This window comes from Asanoa hainanensis (assembly GCF_900188485.1).
GTDB lineage: Bacteria > Actinomycetota > Actinomycetes > Mycobacteriales > Micromonosporaceae > Asanoa > Asanoa hainanensis.
In genome coordinates, this window is sequence record NZ_FZPH01000003.1 from 123924 (window position 1) to 139671 (window position 15748).

General features: G+C 74.1%; 13 protein-coding genes. 6 read left to right on the top strand and 7 right to left on the bottom strand.

All coding sequences use genetic code 11. The features are described from left to right. Nucleotides 1-47: 47 nt before the first annotated feature. On the bottom strand, nt 48-926 hold the full coding sequence (locus CHC05_RS41335; protein WP_179266094.1) for an alpha/beta fold hydrolase: 879 nt from the start codon (nt 924-926) through the stop codon (nt 48-50). After that, on the bottom strand, nt 923-1981 hold the full coding sequence (locus CHC05_RS08115; RefSeq protein WP_425426717.1) for an alpha/beta fold hydrolase: 1059 nt from the start codon (nt 1979-1981) through the stop codon (nt 923-925). Before CHC05_RS08115 ends, CHC05_RS41335 begins: the two co-directional genes overlap by 4 nt. Before the next feature lie 81 nt (nt 1982-2062). Here CHC05_RS08115 and CHC05_RS08120 point away from each other — a divergent pair, with 81 nt between their 5' ends. After that, a complete protein-coding gene (locus tag CHC05_RS08120) occupies nt 2063-3571 on the top strand; it encodes an aldehyde dehydrogenase family protein (protein ID WP_089246388.1) in 1509 nt (502 codons plus the stop codon). Here the strand turns inward: CHC05_RS08120 and CHC05_RS08125 are convergent. The 5 genes from CHC05_RS08125 to nucS are packed head-to-tail and all read right to left on the bottom strand — an operon-like array spanning nt 3540 to nt 10441. Then, nucleotides 3540-6269 (bottom strand): tetratricopeptide repeat protein, encoded by a 2730-nt coding sequence (locus tag CHC05_RS08125; RefSeq protein ID WP_089246390.1) that lies wholly within the window; start codon nt 6267-6269, stop codon nt 3540-3542. The two genes, CHC05_RS08120 and CHC05_RS08125, sit on opposite strands and share 32 nt — an antisense overlap. A 5-nt stretch (nt 6270-6274) precedes the next feature. Then, nucleotides 6275-7582: a hypothetical protein gene (locus CHC05_RS08130; protein ID WP_144022520.1), complete on the bottom strand. Its 1308-nt coding sequence runs from the start codon at nt 7580-7582 to the stop codon at nt 6275-6277. Further along, the gene (locus CHC05_RS08135) at nt 7575-8654 is read right to left on the bottom strand and encodes a hypothetical protein (RefSeq protein WP_089246394.1); all 1080 of its coding nucleotides are present in this window, start codon (nt 8652-8654) and stop codon (nt 7575-7577) included. Before CHC05_RS08135 ends, CHC05_RS08130 begins: the two co-directional genes overlap by 8 nt. After that, complete coding sequence (locus CHC05_RS08140) at nt 8651-9745, bottom strand: hypothetical protein (protein ID WP_089246396.1); 1095 nt, start codon at nt 9743-9745, stop codon at nt 8651-8653. Before CHC05_RS08140 ends, CHC05_RS08135 begins: the two co-directional genes overlap by 4 nt. Before the next feature lie 36 nt (nt 9746-9781). Continuing rightward, nucleotides 9782-10441 (bottom strand): endonuclease NucS, encoded by a 660-nt coding sequence (gene nucS, locus CHC05_RS08145; RefSeq protein WP_089246398.1) that lies wholly within the window; start codon nt 10439-10441, stop codon nt 9782-9784. Between the two features lie 66 nt (nt 10442-10507). Between nucS and CHC05_RS08150 the strand changes: the two genes are divergently transcribed. From CHC05_RS08150 to CHC05_RS08170, 5 genes are all read left to right on the top strand, one after another. Continuing rightward, nucleotides 10508-11092 carry a DUF4126 domain-containing protein gene (locus CHC05_RS08150; RefSeq protein WP_089246400.1) on the top strand — a complete coding sequence of 195 codons (585 nt, stop codon included), beginning with the start codon at nt 10508-10510 and terminating at the stop codon, nt 11090-11092. 78 nt (nt 11093-11170) lie between these two features. Continuing rightward, nucleotides 11171-11431 (top strand): hypothetical protein, encoded by a 261-nt coding sequence (locus CHC05_RS08155; protein ID WP_089246402.1) that lies wholly within the window; start codon nt 11171-11173, stop codon nt 11429-11431. Continuing rightward, on the top strand, nt 11428-12147 hold the full coding sequence (locus tag CHC05_RS08160) for a hypothetical protein (RefSeq protein WP_089246404.1): 720 nt from the start codon (nt 11428-11430) through the stop codon (nt 12145-12147). The genes CHC05_RS08155 and CHC05_RS08160 overlap by 4 nt, the downstream gene beginning before the upstream one ends. 1 nt (nt 12148) lies before the next feature. Then, entirely contained in the window at nt 12149-14803 is a 2655-nt protein-coding gene (locus CHC05_RS08165; protein ID WP_089246406.1) for an FtsK/SpoIIIE domain-containing protein, read from the top strand. A gap of 34 nt (nt 14804-14837) precedes the next feature. Beyond that, nucleotides 14838-15527, top strand: a complete 690-nt coding sequence (locus CHC05_RS08170; RefSeq protein WP_089246408.1) for a hypothetical protein — start codon at nt 14838-14840, stop codon at nt 15525-15527. Nucleotides 15528-15748 lie beyond the last annotated feature (221 nt).

Genomic DNA, 15748 nt, shown 5'->3' on the forward strand with positions numbered 1-15748 from the left:
ATCTCCCGCGACACGCAGCGCTCCCCTAACGATCCATAAGGTCAGGGTCAGTCTGCCATGCCCCTCCGCACCTCGGCGGCGACCTCGGCGGCGCCCTTGGGCCCGAGCACGATCGTGTAGTGGTTGGTGCCGGGCACCTCCCGCTCGGCGATGCCGGGGAACGCCCGGGTCGCCGCGCCCGCCGCGATCATCGGGTCCGGCTGGTCGAGCATGCCCCGCTCGGCGCGCAGGAAGACGGCCGGCACCGGCAGCGCGGCGGGCGCCACCGGGTGCCACGCGAACAGGTCCCGCGCGTCCCGCAGCGCGGCTTCGAGGTGGCACGCCGGGCGCAGGGCCCCGTCGACCTCGACCAGGTCGTACTCGGCGTACTCGGCCATCGTCCGCGACCAGTCGGCGAAGGACGGATGGGCCTGCCAGGTCGCGACGTACGCCGCGCGGTCCGGAAAGGTCATGGTCAGCCGCTGGTACGCCCGCCCGACCGTCTCCGTGATCGCGGCGGTCACCTGGTCCGGGGTCGGATCGGCCGGCACGCCCGGCGGCGGCGGCATCGCGGGGCCACCGTCGACGAGCACCAGGCGTTCGACCAGCATCGGGTACGACCGGGCCAGCTCGACCGCCACCCACGCGCCCATGGAGTGGCCGACCACCACCGCCGTCCCGCCGTACGCCTGGATCACCTCGGCGAGGTCCGCCGCGTGCCGCGCCATGCCGTACGGCGCCGGCAGGTCCCGGCTGTGTCCCCGGCCGCGCAGGTCGGGAGCGACGAACCGGTGGTCGGCGGCGAGGTCGTCACCGACCAGGGCCCAGGCGCGGTGGTGGGAGGTGATCCCGTGCACGGCCACGACCAGTGGGCCTTCGTCGCCCCAGACGCCGACCGCGAGGTCGCCGCCGTCAACCGGGACTTTCGTGCTTCGGGGCCCGGTCACGGCAGCAGTTCCAGGAGCTCCGCGACGAACTCCGCCGAGCGCTCCAGGTGCGGCGAGTGGCCGCAGCCGGCGTAGACGACCTCGCGGTAGCTGCCGCCGTTCTCTTGGTAGCGGTCGAGCACCGCCCGGGTCTGGCCGACCATCGGCTGCGGCGGGCTCGCCTCGGCGCCCGGCCAGCCCGGCACGACGCCCAGCGAGCCGAGGTACGACAGGTCGAAGAACGAGGTGTCCGAGACGATCGCGTCCTGGTCGCCCCGTACCCAGGTGATGTGCGGCTTGGTGGCGACAGCGACGAGGTCGTCGGCGATCCGGAAGTGGTTCGGCGCCATGGTGTTGAGGACGCCGCGGTCGCCGGGCGCGACGCCGGGCCAGTTGGGGCTCGCCGTCGAGGTGCCCGGGTAGTTGTCGTCGCCGGTGACCGTCGAGAGCACGGTGTCGAGCAGCAGCTCCTCGTCGGCGCCGAGCGAGGCGGGGTCGGCGACGTACGCGGTCCGCATGACCGTGCGGGGGCTGGTCTGCGCGTCGCTCTCGCGGTCCTTGGCGGCCAGCCGGGCGACGAAGTCGGGGTTGGCCGTGCCCGCGCCGGTGCCCGCGAAGTCTTCCGTGGTCGGCGTGCCGACGAGGTCTTTCGTGCCCCCGAAGCCGTAGGGCGACAGGGGCGCCTCCAGCAGCATGGCGCCGACCCGGTCCGGGTGGTCGACCAGCAGCTGCATCGCGACGCCGCAACCCATCGAGTGCGCGACCACGAGGGGCTTGGCGTCGGCCGGGAAGAGCTCGGTTTCGGCGAGCAATGCCGCCACGTCGTCCGCGAAATCGCGCAGGCCGCGGGTGGCGTCGACCGGCGCCGCCTCGGACGCGCCGTAGCCGCGCAGGTCCGGCGCGACGATCCGCAGGTCGGGCGGCAGGTGGCGGAGCAGCGGCCGCCAGAAGTCGGCGGACGAGCAGTTGCCGTGGATCAGCAGCACCGGCGTGCCGTCCGCCGGCCCGGCAACGAGGACGTTCTGGTCGATTCCGCGCGCGTGCACGCGCACCTGCTGGTGCTCCATGGCGCACATGATGCGCCACCCGCCGCGGCTCCGCTGTGTGGTGCGCCCACACCTACCGATGGGTAACCGCATCGGCATAGACTCCGCCCCATGACTGCAACGCGGGCCTACGGCGTGCCTGTCGTCGAAGACGGTGCACTCGTCTCGACCAACCCCGCCACCGGCGAGGAGGTGGGCCGGTTCCCGGTCGCCGACGCCGACGACGTGGCCCGCGCCGTCGAGCGCGCCCGGGAAGCCGCGGCCTTCTGGGTCGGGCTCGGCCACGCCGGTCGCCGCGCCCGGCTGCTGCGCTGGCGCGCCCTGCTCGCCCAGCGGGTCGAAGAGGTCGCCGGGCTGGTCAGCCGCGAGGGCGGCAAGCCGATCGCCGAGGCGATCGTGGAGACCGCGGCGGCCATCGACCACATCGACTGGGCCGCCCGCAACGCCAAGCGCGTGCTCGGCCCCCGCCGGGTGCGCGGCCGGCTGACGCTGGCCGAGTTCTCCGCCCACCTCGAATACCAGCCGATGGGCGTGGTCGGGGTGATCGGCCCGTGGAACTACCCGGTGGTGACGCCGCTGGGCACGGTCGCCTACGCGCTCGCCGCCGGCAACACGGTGGTCTTCAAGCCGAGTGAATACACGCCGGCCGTCGGCCAATGGCTGGTTGACACGTTCGCCGAGGTGGTGCCCGAGCAGCCGGTGCTGCAGATCGTGCACGGCCTGGGCGAGGTCGGCGCCGCGCTGTGCCACGCGGGCGTCGACAAGGTCGCCTTCACAGGTTCCACGGCCACCGGCAAGAAGGTGATGGCCGCCTGCGCCGAGACGCTGACGCCGGTGCTGATCGAGGCCGGCGGCAAGGACGCACTGATCGTCGACGACGACGCCGACGTCGCGGCCGCCGCCGAGGCGTGCGTCTGGGGTGCGCTCACCAACGCCGGCCAGACCTGCCTGGCGATCGAGCGGGTGTACGCGGTAGCGCCGGTCTACGACGCCTTCGTCGCCGAGGTGGTCCGCCGCGCCGGTGCGCTCAAGGTCGGCTACGGCGAGGGCTACGACATCGGGCCGATCACCATGCCCAAGCAGATCGACATCATCCGGCGGCACATCGACGACGCGCTGGTCAACGGCGGCCGGGCCGTGCTGGGCGGCCGCGAGGCGGTCGAGCCGCCGTTCGTACACCCGACGATCCTGGTCGACGTGCCGGAGGACTCGGCGGCCGTGCGCGAGGAGACGTTCGGTCCGACGCTGACCATCAGCAAGGTCGCCGACGTCGACGAGGCGGTCCGGCTCGCCAACGCCTCCACGTACGGGCTGGGCGGCGCGGTCTTCGGCAAGCGGCGCGCGGTGGCCGCGGCCCGCCGGCTGCGCACGGGCATGGCCTCGGTCAACTCGGTGATCACCTTCATCGGCATGTCGTCGCTGCCGTTCGGCGGCGTCGGCAACTCCGGCTTCGGGCGCACCCACGGCGACGACGGGCTGCGCGAGTTCTCCCGCTCGAAGGCGATCACCACCCGGCGCGGCCCGTCGGCCCTCAAGGCGATGACCTTCGAGCGCACCCCGGCCCACGTCGCCCGGATCATCAAGGCGGTCAAGCTGGTGTACGGGCGCTCCGGTCGCTAGCCGCCGCGCGTTCCTTGGCCAGCCGCTCGCCGAGCTCGACGACCTGGGCCGAGTCGGCGACGACACCCGCCGTCACCGCTGACCGCAGGTCGTCTCCGGCGATCGCCAGCGTGGCCGGTGCCCGGGCCGGCGAGGTCGCCGGCAGCACCGCGATGCCCTGCGCGTAGGCGTCGGCCGCGCGTGCGCTCTCGCGGGCCGCCAGCCAGTTGAGGCCGATGTCGAACAGCAGCGCGGACCGCTCGTCGCTGGTCGGCAGGGCCAGCAGGTACGAGTCGGCCGCCTCCGCGTACCGGCCGAGCCGGTGCAGGCACCACCCGATGCCGTGCCGGGTCCACGACTCCTCCTCGCCGAACGGCTCGTACAGCTCGATCGCCGCGCGATAGTCGGCGTCCGCCTCGGCCAACCGCCCCATCGCCCAGCGCACGTCGCCGGTCCCCTGTGGACCCATCGGGTTGCCGGGCTCCTGCTCGCGCATGGCCTGGAACGCGGCCAACGCCTCTTCCGGCCGGCCGCCGTCGACGTAGCGCAGCGCGCGGCCCAACGCCCAGTGCGCCCACGGGTCGACCGGCTCGACCGCGACCGCCGCGCGGGCGGCCTCGACCGCGGCCGGCCAGTCGGCCAGCCCGCCGAACACCTCCGCGCGCAACCGGAGCAGTCCGGACGTGCGCCGCACGGCGAGCGCGCGGTCGATGGTGCGCAGCGCCGTGGCGACGTCGTCCCCGCGCGCCACGATCGTGGCCAGATCGGTCAGCGTGTTCGTGTCCGGTTGGACGTTGGCCGCCCGTTCGAGCGTCTCGACCGCGCGGGCGTGCTCGCCGAGCGCCGACTGGGCCCAACCCAACGAGCGGAGCAGGCCGACATGGTCGGGGCGCGCGACGAGCCCCCGCTCCGCCGTCGCCGCGGCCTCGGCGTAGCGGCGGGCGTCCTGCAGCGCGTCGGCGTACACCTCCTGCACGCCAGGGTCGTCCGGATAATCCGCCGCCGCCGCGCCGATCTCCGTGACCAGGTCGTCGCTGTCGACGGTGTCACGCAACGCCTCGCACAGCCACCACACCGCGAAGCTGGGCTCGGAGCCTCGGCCGATCGCGCGGCGCAGGTCCTCGAGCGCGCCGGCGGAGTCACCCAGTGCCTGCCGCGCGGCTCCCCGGCTGGCCAGCGCCCAGCCGTCGTCGGGCTGGAGCTCGATGGCCGCGGTCAGCGCGGTGACGGCCTCGGCCAACCGGCCCTCGATCCGGAGCGCCTCCCCCAGGGCGGCGTGCGCCTCCCCGAGGTCGGGCTGGGCGCGGGCCGCGGCCGTCAGGTCCTCGACGGCCCGCTCCGTCTCGCCGACGGCCCGGAACAGCTGGCCGCGCAGCAACCGCACGAGCGGGGCGTCGGGCATTCCGGCGAGCGCCTGCTCGGCACAGGCCAGGGCTTCCTCGTACGCGCCGGTGTCGTACAGCAGCCGGCCCAGCTCGTACGCGAGTTGCGGATCGTCGGGGTTCGCGGCGCGGGCCGCCCGCAGCGCCTCCACCGCGTCGGCCGGGTCGCCGTCGCTGCGCAACCAGTGTGCGTAGCCGATCAGCCGCAGGACGGCCGGGTCGCCGGGGCTGATCGCCAGAGCCGCGTCCGCGTGCGCCATGGCGCGGTCGAGGTCGGCGTCGTCCCGGTCGGCCTGCGCGCGGAGGTAGTAGGCCTCGGCCGTGCTGAGCCGGATCCATCCGGTGCCCGGCTCGAGGGCGGAGGCCCGCTCCAGGTCGGCGACCGCCTCGTCGTGCCGGCCCTGGCCGAGTAGCGCCTGGCCGCGGTTCACCAGCGCGTACGCGTCGTCGGGGTCGACCGCCAAAGCCCGGTCGTACGCCGCCATCGCCGCCGTGTCGTCGCCGAGCAGGCGCCGCGCCGAACCGAGCAGCGCGTGTGCGCGGGCGTGCTCGGGTTCGAGCTCGATGACCTTGTCCAGCAGGGCGATCGCCGTGTCCGGCGCCTGGCCGAGCGCCCAGTCGGCGGTCTGTACCACCAACGGCACGAACTCGACTGTGTCCGCGTTGACGGCGATGGCCCGGCGCATCGTCGCCCCCAACTCGTCGAGGGCACCGGACGCGGCGCACGCCTTCGCCTTCTCCAGCAGCAGGTGGAGGTCCTTCGGGGTGCGGTCGACGGCCCTGGTGTAGGCGGTCACCGCCACATCGGCCCGGCCGGCCGCGAAGCTGAGCGCCCCCGCCGTCGCCCACGCCTCGGCGACCGCCGTCCGGTCGCTGGTGACGAGCTCGGCCCGGTCGAGGGCGACCAGCCAGTCGGTCGGGAAGGCGCGGGCGGCGGCGGCCAGCGTGCGCCGGGCGCCCGTGCGGTCGCGGGCGGCGAGCACCCGGCCCAGGCAGCGCCAGACGTCGGGGCCGGCCAGCTCCAGCATCAGGGCGCGGCGCAACGGTGGCTCGGCCTCGGCGAACCGACCGCTGAGGGCGAGCGCGATGCCGTACGCGGCGACGGAGCGCCGGCCGTCGGGTCGCTCGGCGGCGGCGAACCGGTCGGCGGCGGCGGCGAACAACGTGTCGTCCGCCGTCCCGACCCGGGCCTCGCACAGGCCGCGAAGAGTCAGCCCCACGCCCTGCGTCGCCGGGTCGGCCTGGTCACGGGCCTCGTCGGCGCTCTGCCGTGCCGTCGCGAAGTCGCCCGCGTGGTAGGCGGCCCAGGCCCGGACGAGCAGCTCGTTCGTCGTCACCGGCCTCACCGTTTCCCGTAGGGAGCCTGGACCGGACGGCCGGACTGGCGGTCGCGGGCGGGTCCCGTCTTGCGCGGCCACGGCAGCGCGCGGGCGGCGTCGGCGATCTGCCGCACCGCGTCGGCGTCGTGCGGGTCGGTCAGCATCAGCCGCGCGGCCCAGGCGGCGTTGAGCCGCCCACGCGCCGTCGCCTCGCTTCCCGTGCCCTCGGTGAGCGCCGTGTGTGGCCCGGCGGCCTCCTTCTCCCACTGCGCCGAGTCGAAGCCGGGGAACACGCCGATGTTGCGCAGGGTCCCGCGCGCCTCGGCGACGAACGCGTCGAGCTCGGCCCGCCGGCCCGGCTCCGGGTCGGCACCCCGTTCGGTGACCGCGCCGCGCCAGCAGTCGGCGACCTCCTGGATCACCGCGGCCGCCATGCCGTCACCGCTCGTCGCGCGCAGCAGTTCGAGGATGACGTACGCGCGGTCCACATCATCGCCGCTGTGGGGGCGCATCCGGAGCAAGAGCACGGCGCAGGCGTACGCCGGCCCGAGCGCGTAGGCGGCATAGGCGTCGGCGGCCAGTCCGCGCCGCTCCGGGGTGGGACTGTCGCCGAGCAGCCCGCGGGCGAGCTGGGACGTGTGGCCCCAGGCCAGGCCGGCCTCGTGCCCGAAGAGCGGGACGTCCCAGATCGTCCACTCCGGGAACCAGAGCATCACGAGGTCGCCGAGGGACTGGCCCCCGACCAGCTCGGCCGGGCGCGCCGGCACCGAGCGCAACGGCGCGGCCAGCTCGTCGAGCAGGCGGTCGGTCAGCTCGCTGACCCGATCGTCGAGGCCGGTGTCGCGCAGCGTCAGCCCGCCGAGCAGGTCGACGTAGTCGGCGAACAACCGCCGCGCCGTCGTGTCGACGAGCCCGTCGACCGCCACCCAGGCGGCGGCCCGGTCCAGCGTGCCGGCGCGGAACCCCTCCTCGACCCGGTCGAGCTCGGCGATGATCGCGTCGCACCGCACGCTCAGCGTGTCGGTGTTCATCAGCCTGATCATCGAGCCGTTGAGCTGTTCGAGCATCACGCCGGCCTGGTCGACCTTGCGGTCCAGGTCGATCAGCAGCGCGTCGAGGTCGCCGAGCACCTCGACCTCGGGTGCGTCGGCGCCGCGCCGGTAGTCGAGGATCAACCCCCGGGCGTCGAGCAGGCCGTCCCGGATCTCCTTGCGGATCCCCCGGATGCCGTCGAGCCTGCTGTGCCGGCTCTCCGCCAGGTCGGCGACGCGCTTCACCTTGTCGACGTCGTCGCGCAGCTCGGCCATCCGCACCGTGAGCAGGTCAAGCATCGGCGGGGTCCAGGGCACGCAGGGCGGCGGCGCTGACGTTTCGCAGCTTCGCCGGCTTCGCCTCGTCGTGGGCCAGCCGCCACCGCCACGCCGCGGCCACCACCTCGACCGGGCTGCCCTTGGCGGGCGTGCCGGCGTCGAGCGCCGCGACCAGCGGGTCGAGGCCGCCCAGCGGGTCGAAGCGCAGCCGCGCCGGCGCGTTGCGGTCGAGCAGGTCGACCAGGCCGCGGGCGTCGCGCTCGGCCTTCTTCGGTGGATGGTCCCCGAGGCCGTTCAGTGTGGACCAGCGCCGGGCGACCTGGTCGGCACCGCGTCGGTGCCCGGCCGCGGTCAACGGGTCGGTGGCCAGCTCGGCGGTCACCCGCAGGGCCGCCACCATCGTCCACACCCGCCGGTCCCAGGACGGGTGGGTGCGGGTCGCGTCGTCGAACCGGTCGGGCCGGGCGCGCAGCGTGATGACCGCGAACGGATAGGCCGGCCCCAGCGCCCAGGTGGCGAAGACGTCCGCGAACAGCTCGCCGAGCAGCCGGTCGTCCGCGCGGTCGAGGTGGAACAGCACCGGCCGGGCGTTGCGGTCGCCGGGCTCCGGCAGCGCGTCGGCGACCAGGTGACCCAGCTCGTGCACGAGGATCGGCAGGCCCCAGACGTCGACGTCGGGGAAGCGCATCCGGACCAGCCCGGCCATCCGCTCGAAGCGTTCGCCGTCGGCGACCGACAACAGCGGGCCGCGGCCGATCCCGGTGGCCTCGACCAGCGCGTCGAGCAGGGTCTCGGCGGCCACGGTGACGCTTCGGTAGAAGGGGTGGCCACGCAGCAGGATGCCTTCCAGCACGGCGAGCGCGGCGGCTTTGACCGGCGCGATCCGGCGTGCCCGCAGCAGGTCCAGACCGGCCCAGTCGCCGTCGGGCAGGTCTTCGAGATCACGCACGCGATCGCGGAGCAGCAGCGCGAAGTCGTCGCGTACCGCCGCGGTCGTGGTGCCCAACCGCTCCTCGCGCCGCAGTGCCTCGCCGACCTGGGCCAGCTCGGTGACCTCCTGCCGGACCTGGGTGGCGAACCACTGGCCGGTCATGCGGTGCGCGCGGCGTCCTGGAGGATCAGCCGGGCACCGCGGACCCGACCGACGCTGACCGTGGTGTCGATGTAGTCGATCGCGAGCACCACCGCGACCGCGCCGATCAGCAACTCGGCGCCGAGCAGGGCGAGCGGCAGCCACGGCACGGCCAGCCCGAGGTGGCCCTGCACCACGAGGATCCCGCCGACGGCGGCCTGGGCCAGCGCGAGCTTGCCGATCACGCTGTCGAACCGGTCGGCGAGCGCTTCTAGGGCCTCGGTGCCGCCGTCGAGCCGGCCCAGGTCGAGCCCTTCTCTGCTGAGCAGCGAGGCGGCCTCCTCGCGGGCGTGCTCGGCTCCGATCGCGCCGCCGAGCAGGGCGGCGCCGGCTCCGGCCTCGCCCGCCCGGTCGGCCAGGGCGACCAGCCGGTCCCGCGCGGTCTCCAGCCAGGTCGCGTCGACCAGCCGGCGCAGCGCGTCGAGGGCGGCGGACAGGGCGCGCAGGCCCAGCCGGATCAGCCGGCCACCGATGTTGTCGAGGAAGAGCTGCTTGCTGACCTTCTCCCAGGCTTCCTTCCACTGCGCGGGCGCCTTGCCGGCGATGCTCTTGATCGGGCCGGCGACCACGTCGGCGGTGCCGGTGGCGATCGCGTCCAGGGTGTCGCCGAGCCGCTCGCGGATGGTCTCCACGGCTTCCGGGAGGTCGTGCGAGACGAGCCTTGTCTGTTGAAAGCCCTGGTGCCGGGGTGGCTCCTCGAGGGCGACGGTGGTGCGGCGCAGGTCGGCGAGGGCCGTGTCGAGATCGGTCTCCGTTGTCGCCGCGCCGGCGGCCAGGGCGACCTCGCCGAGCCGGAGCTGACCCGCGACCACGGCGAGCAGGGTCTCCGGGTCGGTCGTCGTGCGCTCGGCCGCGTTGTCGCCTGCTGGCGCCTCGAAGAAGCCGGTCTCGACCCGGTTGAGGTCGGCGAGTCCACTCTCGATCGATCGGGCCAGCCGGTCCGCGGCGTCGTCGTGCCCTTCGCCGGTGGCCAGCGCGTCCTGAAGATCACGGCCAGCCCGGTGGACGGCGGTGGCCGACCGCACGAACCGTCCGATCTCGACATCACTCACCGGTACAGCCTGTCACCAGGGTCCACCGGGCGAAAGTCAGAACAACGTCAGCTCGTCGCGCTCGATGCCGCGCAGCTTGTCGTAGTCGACGACCACACACCGGATGCCGCGGTCCTCGGCGAGCACGCGGGCCTGCGGTTTGATCTCCTGAGCGGCGAAGATGCCGGCCACCGGGGCCAGCAGCGGGTCCCGGTTCATCAGTTCGAGATAACGGGTGAGCTGCTCGACGCCGTCGATCTCACCCCGGCGCTTGACCTCGACCGCGACCGAGCCACCCTGCTGGTCCTTGCAGAGCAGGTCGACCGGGCCGATCGCGGTCATGTACTCGCGCCGGACCAGCGTGTAGCCCTCGCCGAACGTGGTCGGGTTGGCGGCCAGCAGCTCTTGGAGGTGCGCCTCGACACCGTCCTTGACCAGGCCAGGATCGACACCCAGCTCGTACGACGTGTCCTGGAAGATCTCTTCCAGGGTGATCCGCAGCTCCTCGCCGGCCTTGTTGACCACCCGCCAGACGCCGGGCTCCTCCTGGATCCGGCACGGCGGGCTCATCCAGTTGAGCGGCTTGTAGGCACGGTCGTCGGCGTGCACCGACACCGAGCCGTCGGCCTTGACCATCAGCAACCGGGTGGCCGTGGGCAGGTGGGCGGAGAGCCGTCCGACGTAGTCGACGGAGCACCTCGCGATGACTAGACGCACCGGTCCAGCCTAGGCGGTGGCTCGTCGGTCCTGATGGGGGTGGCTTGGTGGTGCCATGCTGAGGTCGTGCTGGAAGCCCTCACCGGCGCGGGCCTCGCGACCTCGGCCGGCCTCAACGCGTACATCCCGTTGCTCGCGATCGGGGTTCTGTCCCGCTACACCGACGTGATCGCGCTGCCCGCGGGATGGGGTTGGCTCGGCAACGGCTGGGTGATCCTCATCCTCGGCGCGCTGCTGGCCATCGAGGTGGTCGCCGACAAGGTGCCGGTGCTCGACTCGGCCAACGACGTGGTGCAGACCGTGGTCCGGCCGACCGCCGGCGGGCTCGCGTTCGGCGCGGGCACCAGCAGTGCGACCGTGACCGACCCGGGCGGCTTCTTCGGGTCCAACCAGTGGGTGCCGGTCGCCATCGGGGTGGTGCTCGCCCTGGTCGTCCACGGGATCAAGGCGACCGCCCGCCCGGTGATCAACGTCGGCACGGCCGGCGTCGGGGCGCCGGTAGCGAGCACCGTCGAAGACGTGCTCAGCGTCGTGATGTCGGTGGTGGCGCTGGTCCTGCCGATCCTGATCCTGCTGTTCCTGGTCGGGCTGGTCCTGCTGTTCGTCTGGGCGCTCCGCCGGCGCGGCGCCCGCCGACAACGCGCGGCTTGAGTCGGCGCGGCGCGCTCACCTCTCGCATTCCGGCGATAACGTAGCGTCATCGGTTCGATGCTGCGTGGAGGGGGAACCGTGGCGAGCGTTGCCGAGGTCAAGGCCGCCATCGACGTCGCGATGGCACATGTCCAGGAAGGACAGGAGGCCGTCCGCGCCGCGAACGACAAGCTCGACGCGGCCCAGGCCAGCCTGGCGGCGGCGGTCGACGGCAGCGCACACGAGTCGGTGGCGGCGGCGCGCTCGGCGCTCGCCCAGGCGGCCACCGAGCTCGACGACTGCATGACGGCGACGCTGGGCGCGATGGAGCAGGCCCAGACCTACGCCGCGGCGCTGTGAGCCTGCTCGCCGCGCTGGCCAGCCGGGTGGTGACGGTGCGTTCGGACCTGCCGGTGGTGGAGATCGACGTGGCGTCGTCGCGGCTGCGATCGGCGTTGTCCCTGCTGGCGGCGACGCTCGCGGCGAGCTCGGGGCCCTCACCCGCTTTGTTGCTGGCTTCCGCGAGCTCCCACCTGGACGCGGCGGCGGGTGCGTTGGGGCGGGCCGGAGATGAGCTGTCGCGATATCTCGCGTCCGTGGGTGTGGTGTCTGGCGTTCCGGTTCCGTCCGCGGTGGCCGTCTCGGGGTCCTGCCCCTGGGCGGATCGGGTCGACGTGCTGACCGCTCAGGTCGGTGTGGCGCGGCCCTCGGTCGATGACCGGCTCTCGGTTTCCGCGGTGCTCAGGTCGGCGGTGTCCGCCGCGTCGCGCGGTGATCGGGTGGCGCTGCGGCAGTCGCTCGTAGTGGCGCCCGATTCGGTCGGGTGGTCGCTCGCGGCGCACGCTGCTGGGCGGCTGGGATCGGTCGCACCCGGCTCTTTGCAACGGGACTCCCTCGCGCTGTTGCCGCGGCTGCTTCCGGGGCTCCCGGCGTCGGATGGGGCCGCCCTGGTGGCCCAGGCGTTGCGGTTGCCGGGCGATCCGGTCTCGGCTCATCCCGCGGACGTGGCGGCCGTCGGGGTCGTGCTCGTGTCGGTGGTGCTTTCGCTGACCGGCGCCTCCCCCGAGGACCTTTGACGTGGCCAGCGCGCGATCGCGGCTGGTGGCCGAGGTGCGTGCGTCACTCGCGGCCGCGCGCGGCCAGGCCCGCACGGCGTCGGCGGTAGCGGAGTCCCGCCGGGCGGCGGCGCTCGACCGGCTGCGGGCGGTCCGGGACGCGCACCTGGCCTGTGTCAACGGCCTGGGCGCGCAGCGCGAGCGGGCGAGGCGGGCGATCGAGGCGGACTTCGTCGCGTCGGCGCGCCGGCTGGCCGACGAGTTGGCGGCGCACGAGCCGGACCTGGGCGTGGTGCGGCTCGGCACAGTGGCGGCGCCCGGCTGCCCGGTCCTGATGCCGGCGCTGGTGCCCCTGCTCGACCACGGGCATCTGTGGTTCACCGGCGCGGCGTCCGATGTGGACTCCGTCGTTCGGCTCGTGCTGCTGCGGGTGCTGGGTGCCGCCCCGCCCGGCTCGGTGCGGTTGACCGTGTACGACCCGGAGCGGCTGGGCGGCACGCTGTCCGGTTTCGCGCCGCTGGGCGCGGCGTCGCTGGTGCGGTTCGTCGGCCCGGGCGGGTTGGCGGGTGCGCTGGACGCGCTCGTCGACGAGATCCAGCGGCTCAACGCCCTGGTGCTGGCCGCGGGACATACGTCGGTGTCCGCGCTCGCGCCCCGGCCGGCGCCGTGGTCCGTGGTGGTGCTGCTCGGCGACGCGGCGACGGCCGACGAGCTGACGCCCGCCGCTTCGGCACAGCTCGACCGGGTCGTGCGGTTGGGCCCGCCGTGCGGCATCCACGTGGTCGGTCGTGGGTTGCCGCTGCCGTCGTCGCCGACGGTCGTGCGGGTCTCGGTCGATGGCCGGCGAGCCGTCTCGGCCGCGGTCGCGGAGCTGCCGATCACCCTGGACGCGCCGCCGTCGGCCGACGAGATCGCCGCCCGCTGCCGGGCCGTGGCGTCGGCGGCGACCTCGGGCCCGCCCGCCGCGACGTTCTCTTCGCTGCTGCCCGGGTCGTATTGGACGTGCGTCGCGGCCGAGGAGCTGTCGGCCCCGGTCGGCACTTCGCTAGGTGGCTCGTCGCTGGTTTCGATCGGGCTGGGCGACGACCCACCGCACGCGCTGATCGGCGGCCCGTCGGGTTCGGGCAAGACCAACATGGTGTACGCCTGGCTGGGTGCCCTGTGCGCCCGCTACTCCCCGGACGAGCTCGCGCTGTACCTGCTGGACTTCAAGGAGGGCGTGTCGTTCGCGCGGTTCGCGCCGAGTGTGCGGGACGAGAGCTGGCTGCCGCACGTACGCCTGGTCGGGGTGAACATCAACAACGACCGGGAGTTCGGCCTGGCGCTGCTCCGGCACCTGGGAGACGAGCTGCGCCGCCGGGCCGCCGCGGCCAAACGCTTCGACGCGACCAAGCTGGCGGAGCTGCGGGCCGAGGACCCGGGCTCGAGCTGGCCCCGGATCGTCGCGGTGATCGACGAGTTCCAGGTGCTGTTGACCGGCCGAGACGCGGTGACGACGGAGGCGGTGACCCTGCTGGAGGACCTGGCCCGGCGGGGCCGCTCCCAGGGCATCCACCTGGTGCTGGCGTCGCAGGACGTATCCGGCATCGAGGCGCTGTGGGGCCGCGCGGGCCTGGTCGCACAGTTCACCCTGCGGGTAGCTCTCCCGAAGGCCCGCCGAATCCTGGCCGAGACGAACCTGGCGGCGGAGACGATCCCGCGCTTCACGGCGGTGGTCAACGCCGACTCGGGGGTGCCGCCGGCCAACCAGGTGGTACGCGTACCGGACGCCAGCGACCGCACCACCTGGCGAGCGTTGCAGCACGCGCTGTGGTCGCGCCGCCAGTCGGGGAGCCAGCCCCCACGCCTCTTCGACGGCGACGCGGTGCCGTCGCTGCCGCCGTCCGGGGGCCCGGGCGCCGCCGTCCTGGGAGAGACGATCGACGTCGGCGCGCGACCAGCGGTGTTCCCGCTGACCCGGGCGCCGGGCCGCAACCTGGCCGTACTCGGCACCCGGGCCACAGAAGCGACCGCGATCCTGTCGGCGGCGGCCCTGTCCCTGTCCGTCGTTGACCGCCAGGAACGGCAGGCCGCCGGCGAACAGCCCGACCCGGCTGGCGAAGCCGGCCCACCGTTGTTCAGCGTGGTCTGCCTGGACGATGGGGTTCTCCCGGCCGCGACGGCGTTGTGCGCGGCCTTACCGGGCGGGCGGTTCTTCGACCGGTCCACAGTGGCCGATTTCGTGGCCAGCCTCGACTCGTCGCCGGGCCCGTCGAGCCAGCACGTGGTGATCGGCTTCGCATGGGACGCCCGCCCGCCAGGCATCGACCTCAAACCGCTGCTGAGCCGAGGCCCGGAACAGGGAATCCACGTCCTGGGCTGGTGGCGCACGGTAGCCCGCCTCCGCGACGACCTGGGCGGCCCAGGCTCCCGAACAGACGCGATCGGCGGGTGGGTAGCGCTCGACGTACACGGCCCGGACCTGTCCCCACTGTCCCCGCAGCCCGGCGGCCCAACCTGGTACCCACGCGAACGCCGAGCCCTCTTCTTCGACCGCAGCACGGACCGAGCCCCCCAGGTGATCGTCCCCTACGAGATCCCGCCGGACCGCCTGACCGCGCCCCCGACCGCCCTACCGTCCCAAAACCGCGGCGTCCGCCCCACGGACGCAGCCAACGCGGATGGAGGCACCCGATGATCTCTCGCCCCGCAGCCCGATCAGTGGGGCAGCCGTGAGTGACTACCGCGACCTGATGACCGAGCTTGCCGCGACGGTGACGCGGCGGGCCACGAACCTGGCGATCGCCGAGCGGGCGTACCACGACGGGATGGCCGCCGCAGCGGCCGAACTCCGCCGCGCCGAGCAGGACGCGAAGGAGACCGATCGCCGCGCCGCAGCGGCGGCGTGCGCGGTAGTCGAGGTCGACCGCGAGGCCGAGCGGCTCTGGTTGGACCTCCAACGCACCCGAGTCTGGCCGGGCCAGCGCCCCGGCGCCGCGCCGGAGCCGGCGCCGGCCACCGCCCAGCCGCCCCTGGACGTGGACGACGACGCCAGCATCGCCATGCTGGCCCGCGTAGCCCACCGCATCCACGGCGGTCCACCGCGCATCGCGCTAGGCGACAACCGAAAACTGCCCGCCCTGGTGCCCCCTCTCCTGCCCCTGGTCGGCGCCGCGGCCACGGCGATCACCGCGACCATGGCCAGCGCCCTGGCGGCCCTGGCCACCCTCGACCCACCCGGCGCGGGCGTCCTGCGCCTGCTGGGTTGGCTCGCCTACTTCGCCTCCCCCTTCGCCGGCATTCCCATCGCCACCACCTGGGCCCGCCGCCGCTGGTCGGCCCGCCTCGACACTGGCGGCGTGGCCCTCATCGTCCTGGGCGGCCTGACCGCCCTCAGCGCATTGATCGTCACCCTCGCCTAACCGTCAACCGGCCCGAGGTGGTCCCGCTCGGCGAGGTTGGACGCCGCTCGGGCCGCCTCGGCGTGCGGCACTGGGCCGGCGAGGCCAACACCGGCCCAGTCCGCCAGCGGCCTGGATGAACACGCCCGTCGACGCCGCCGGCGCGGATGGCCCGGCCGGCGCTCACCGCACACGGTTACTTGGCGCTCGGCCAAGACCAAACCGCGGCGCGGCCACGACGG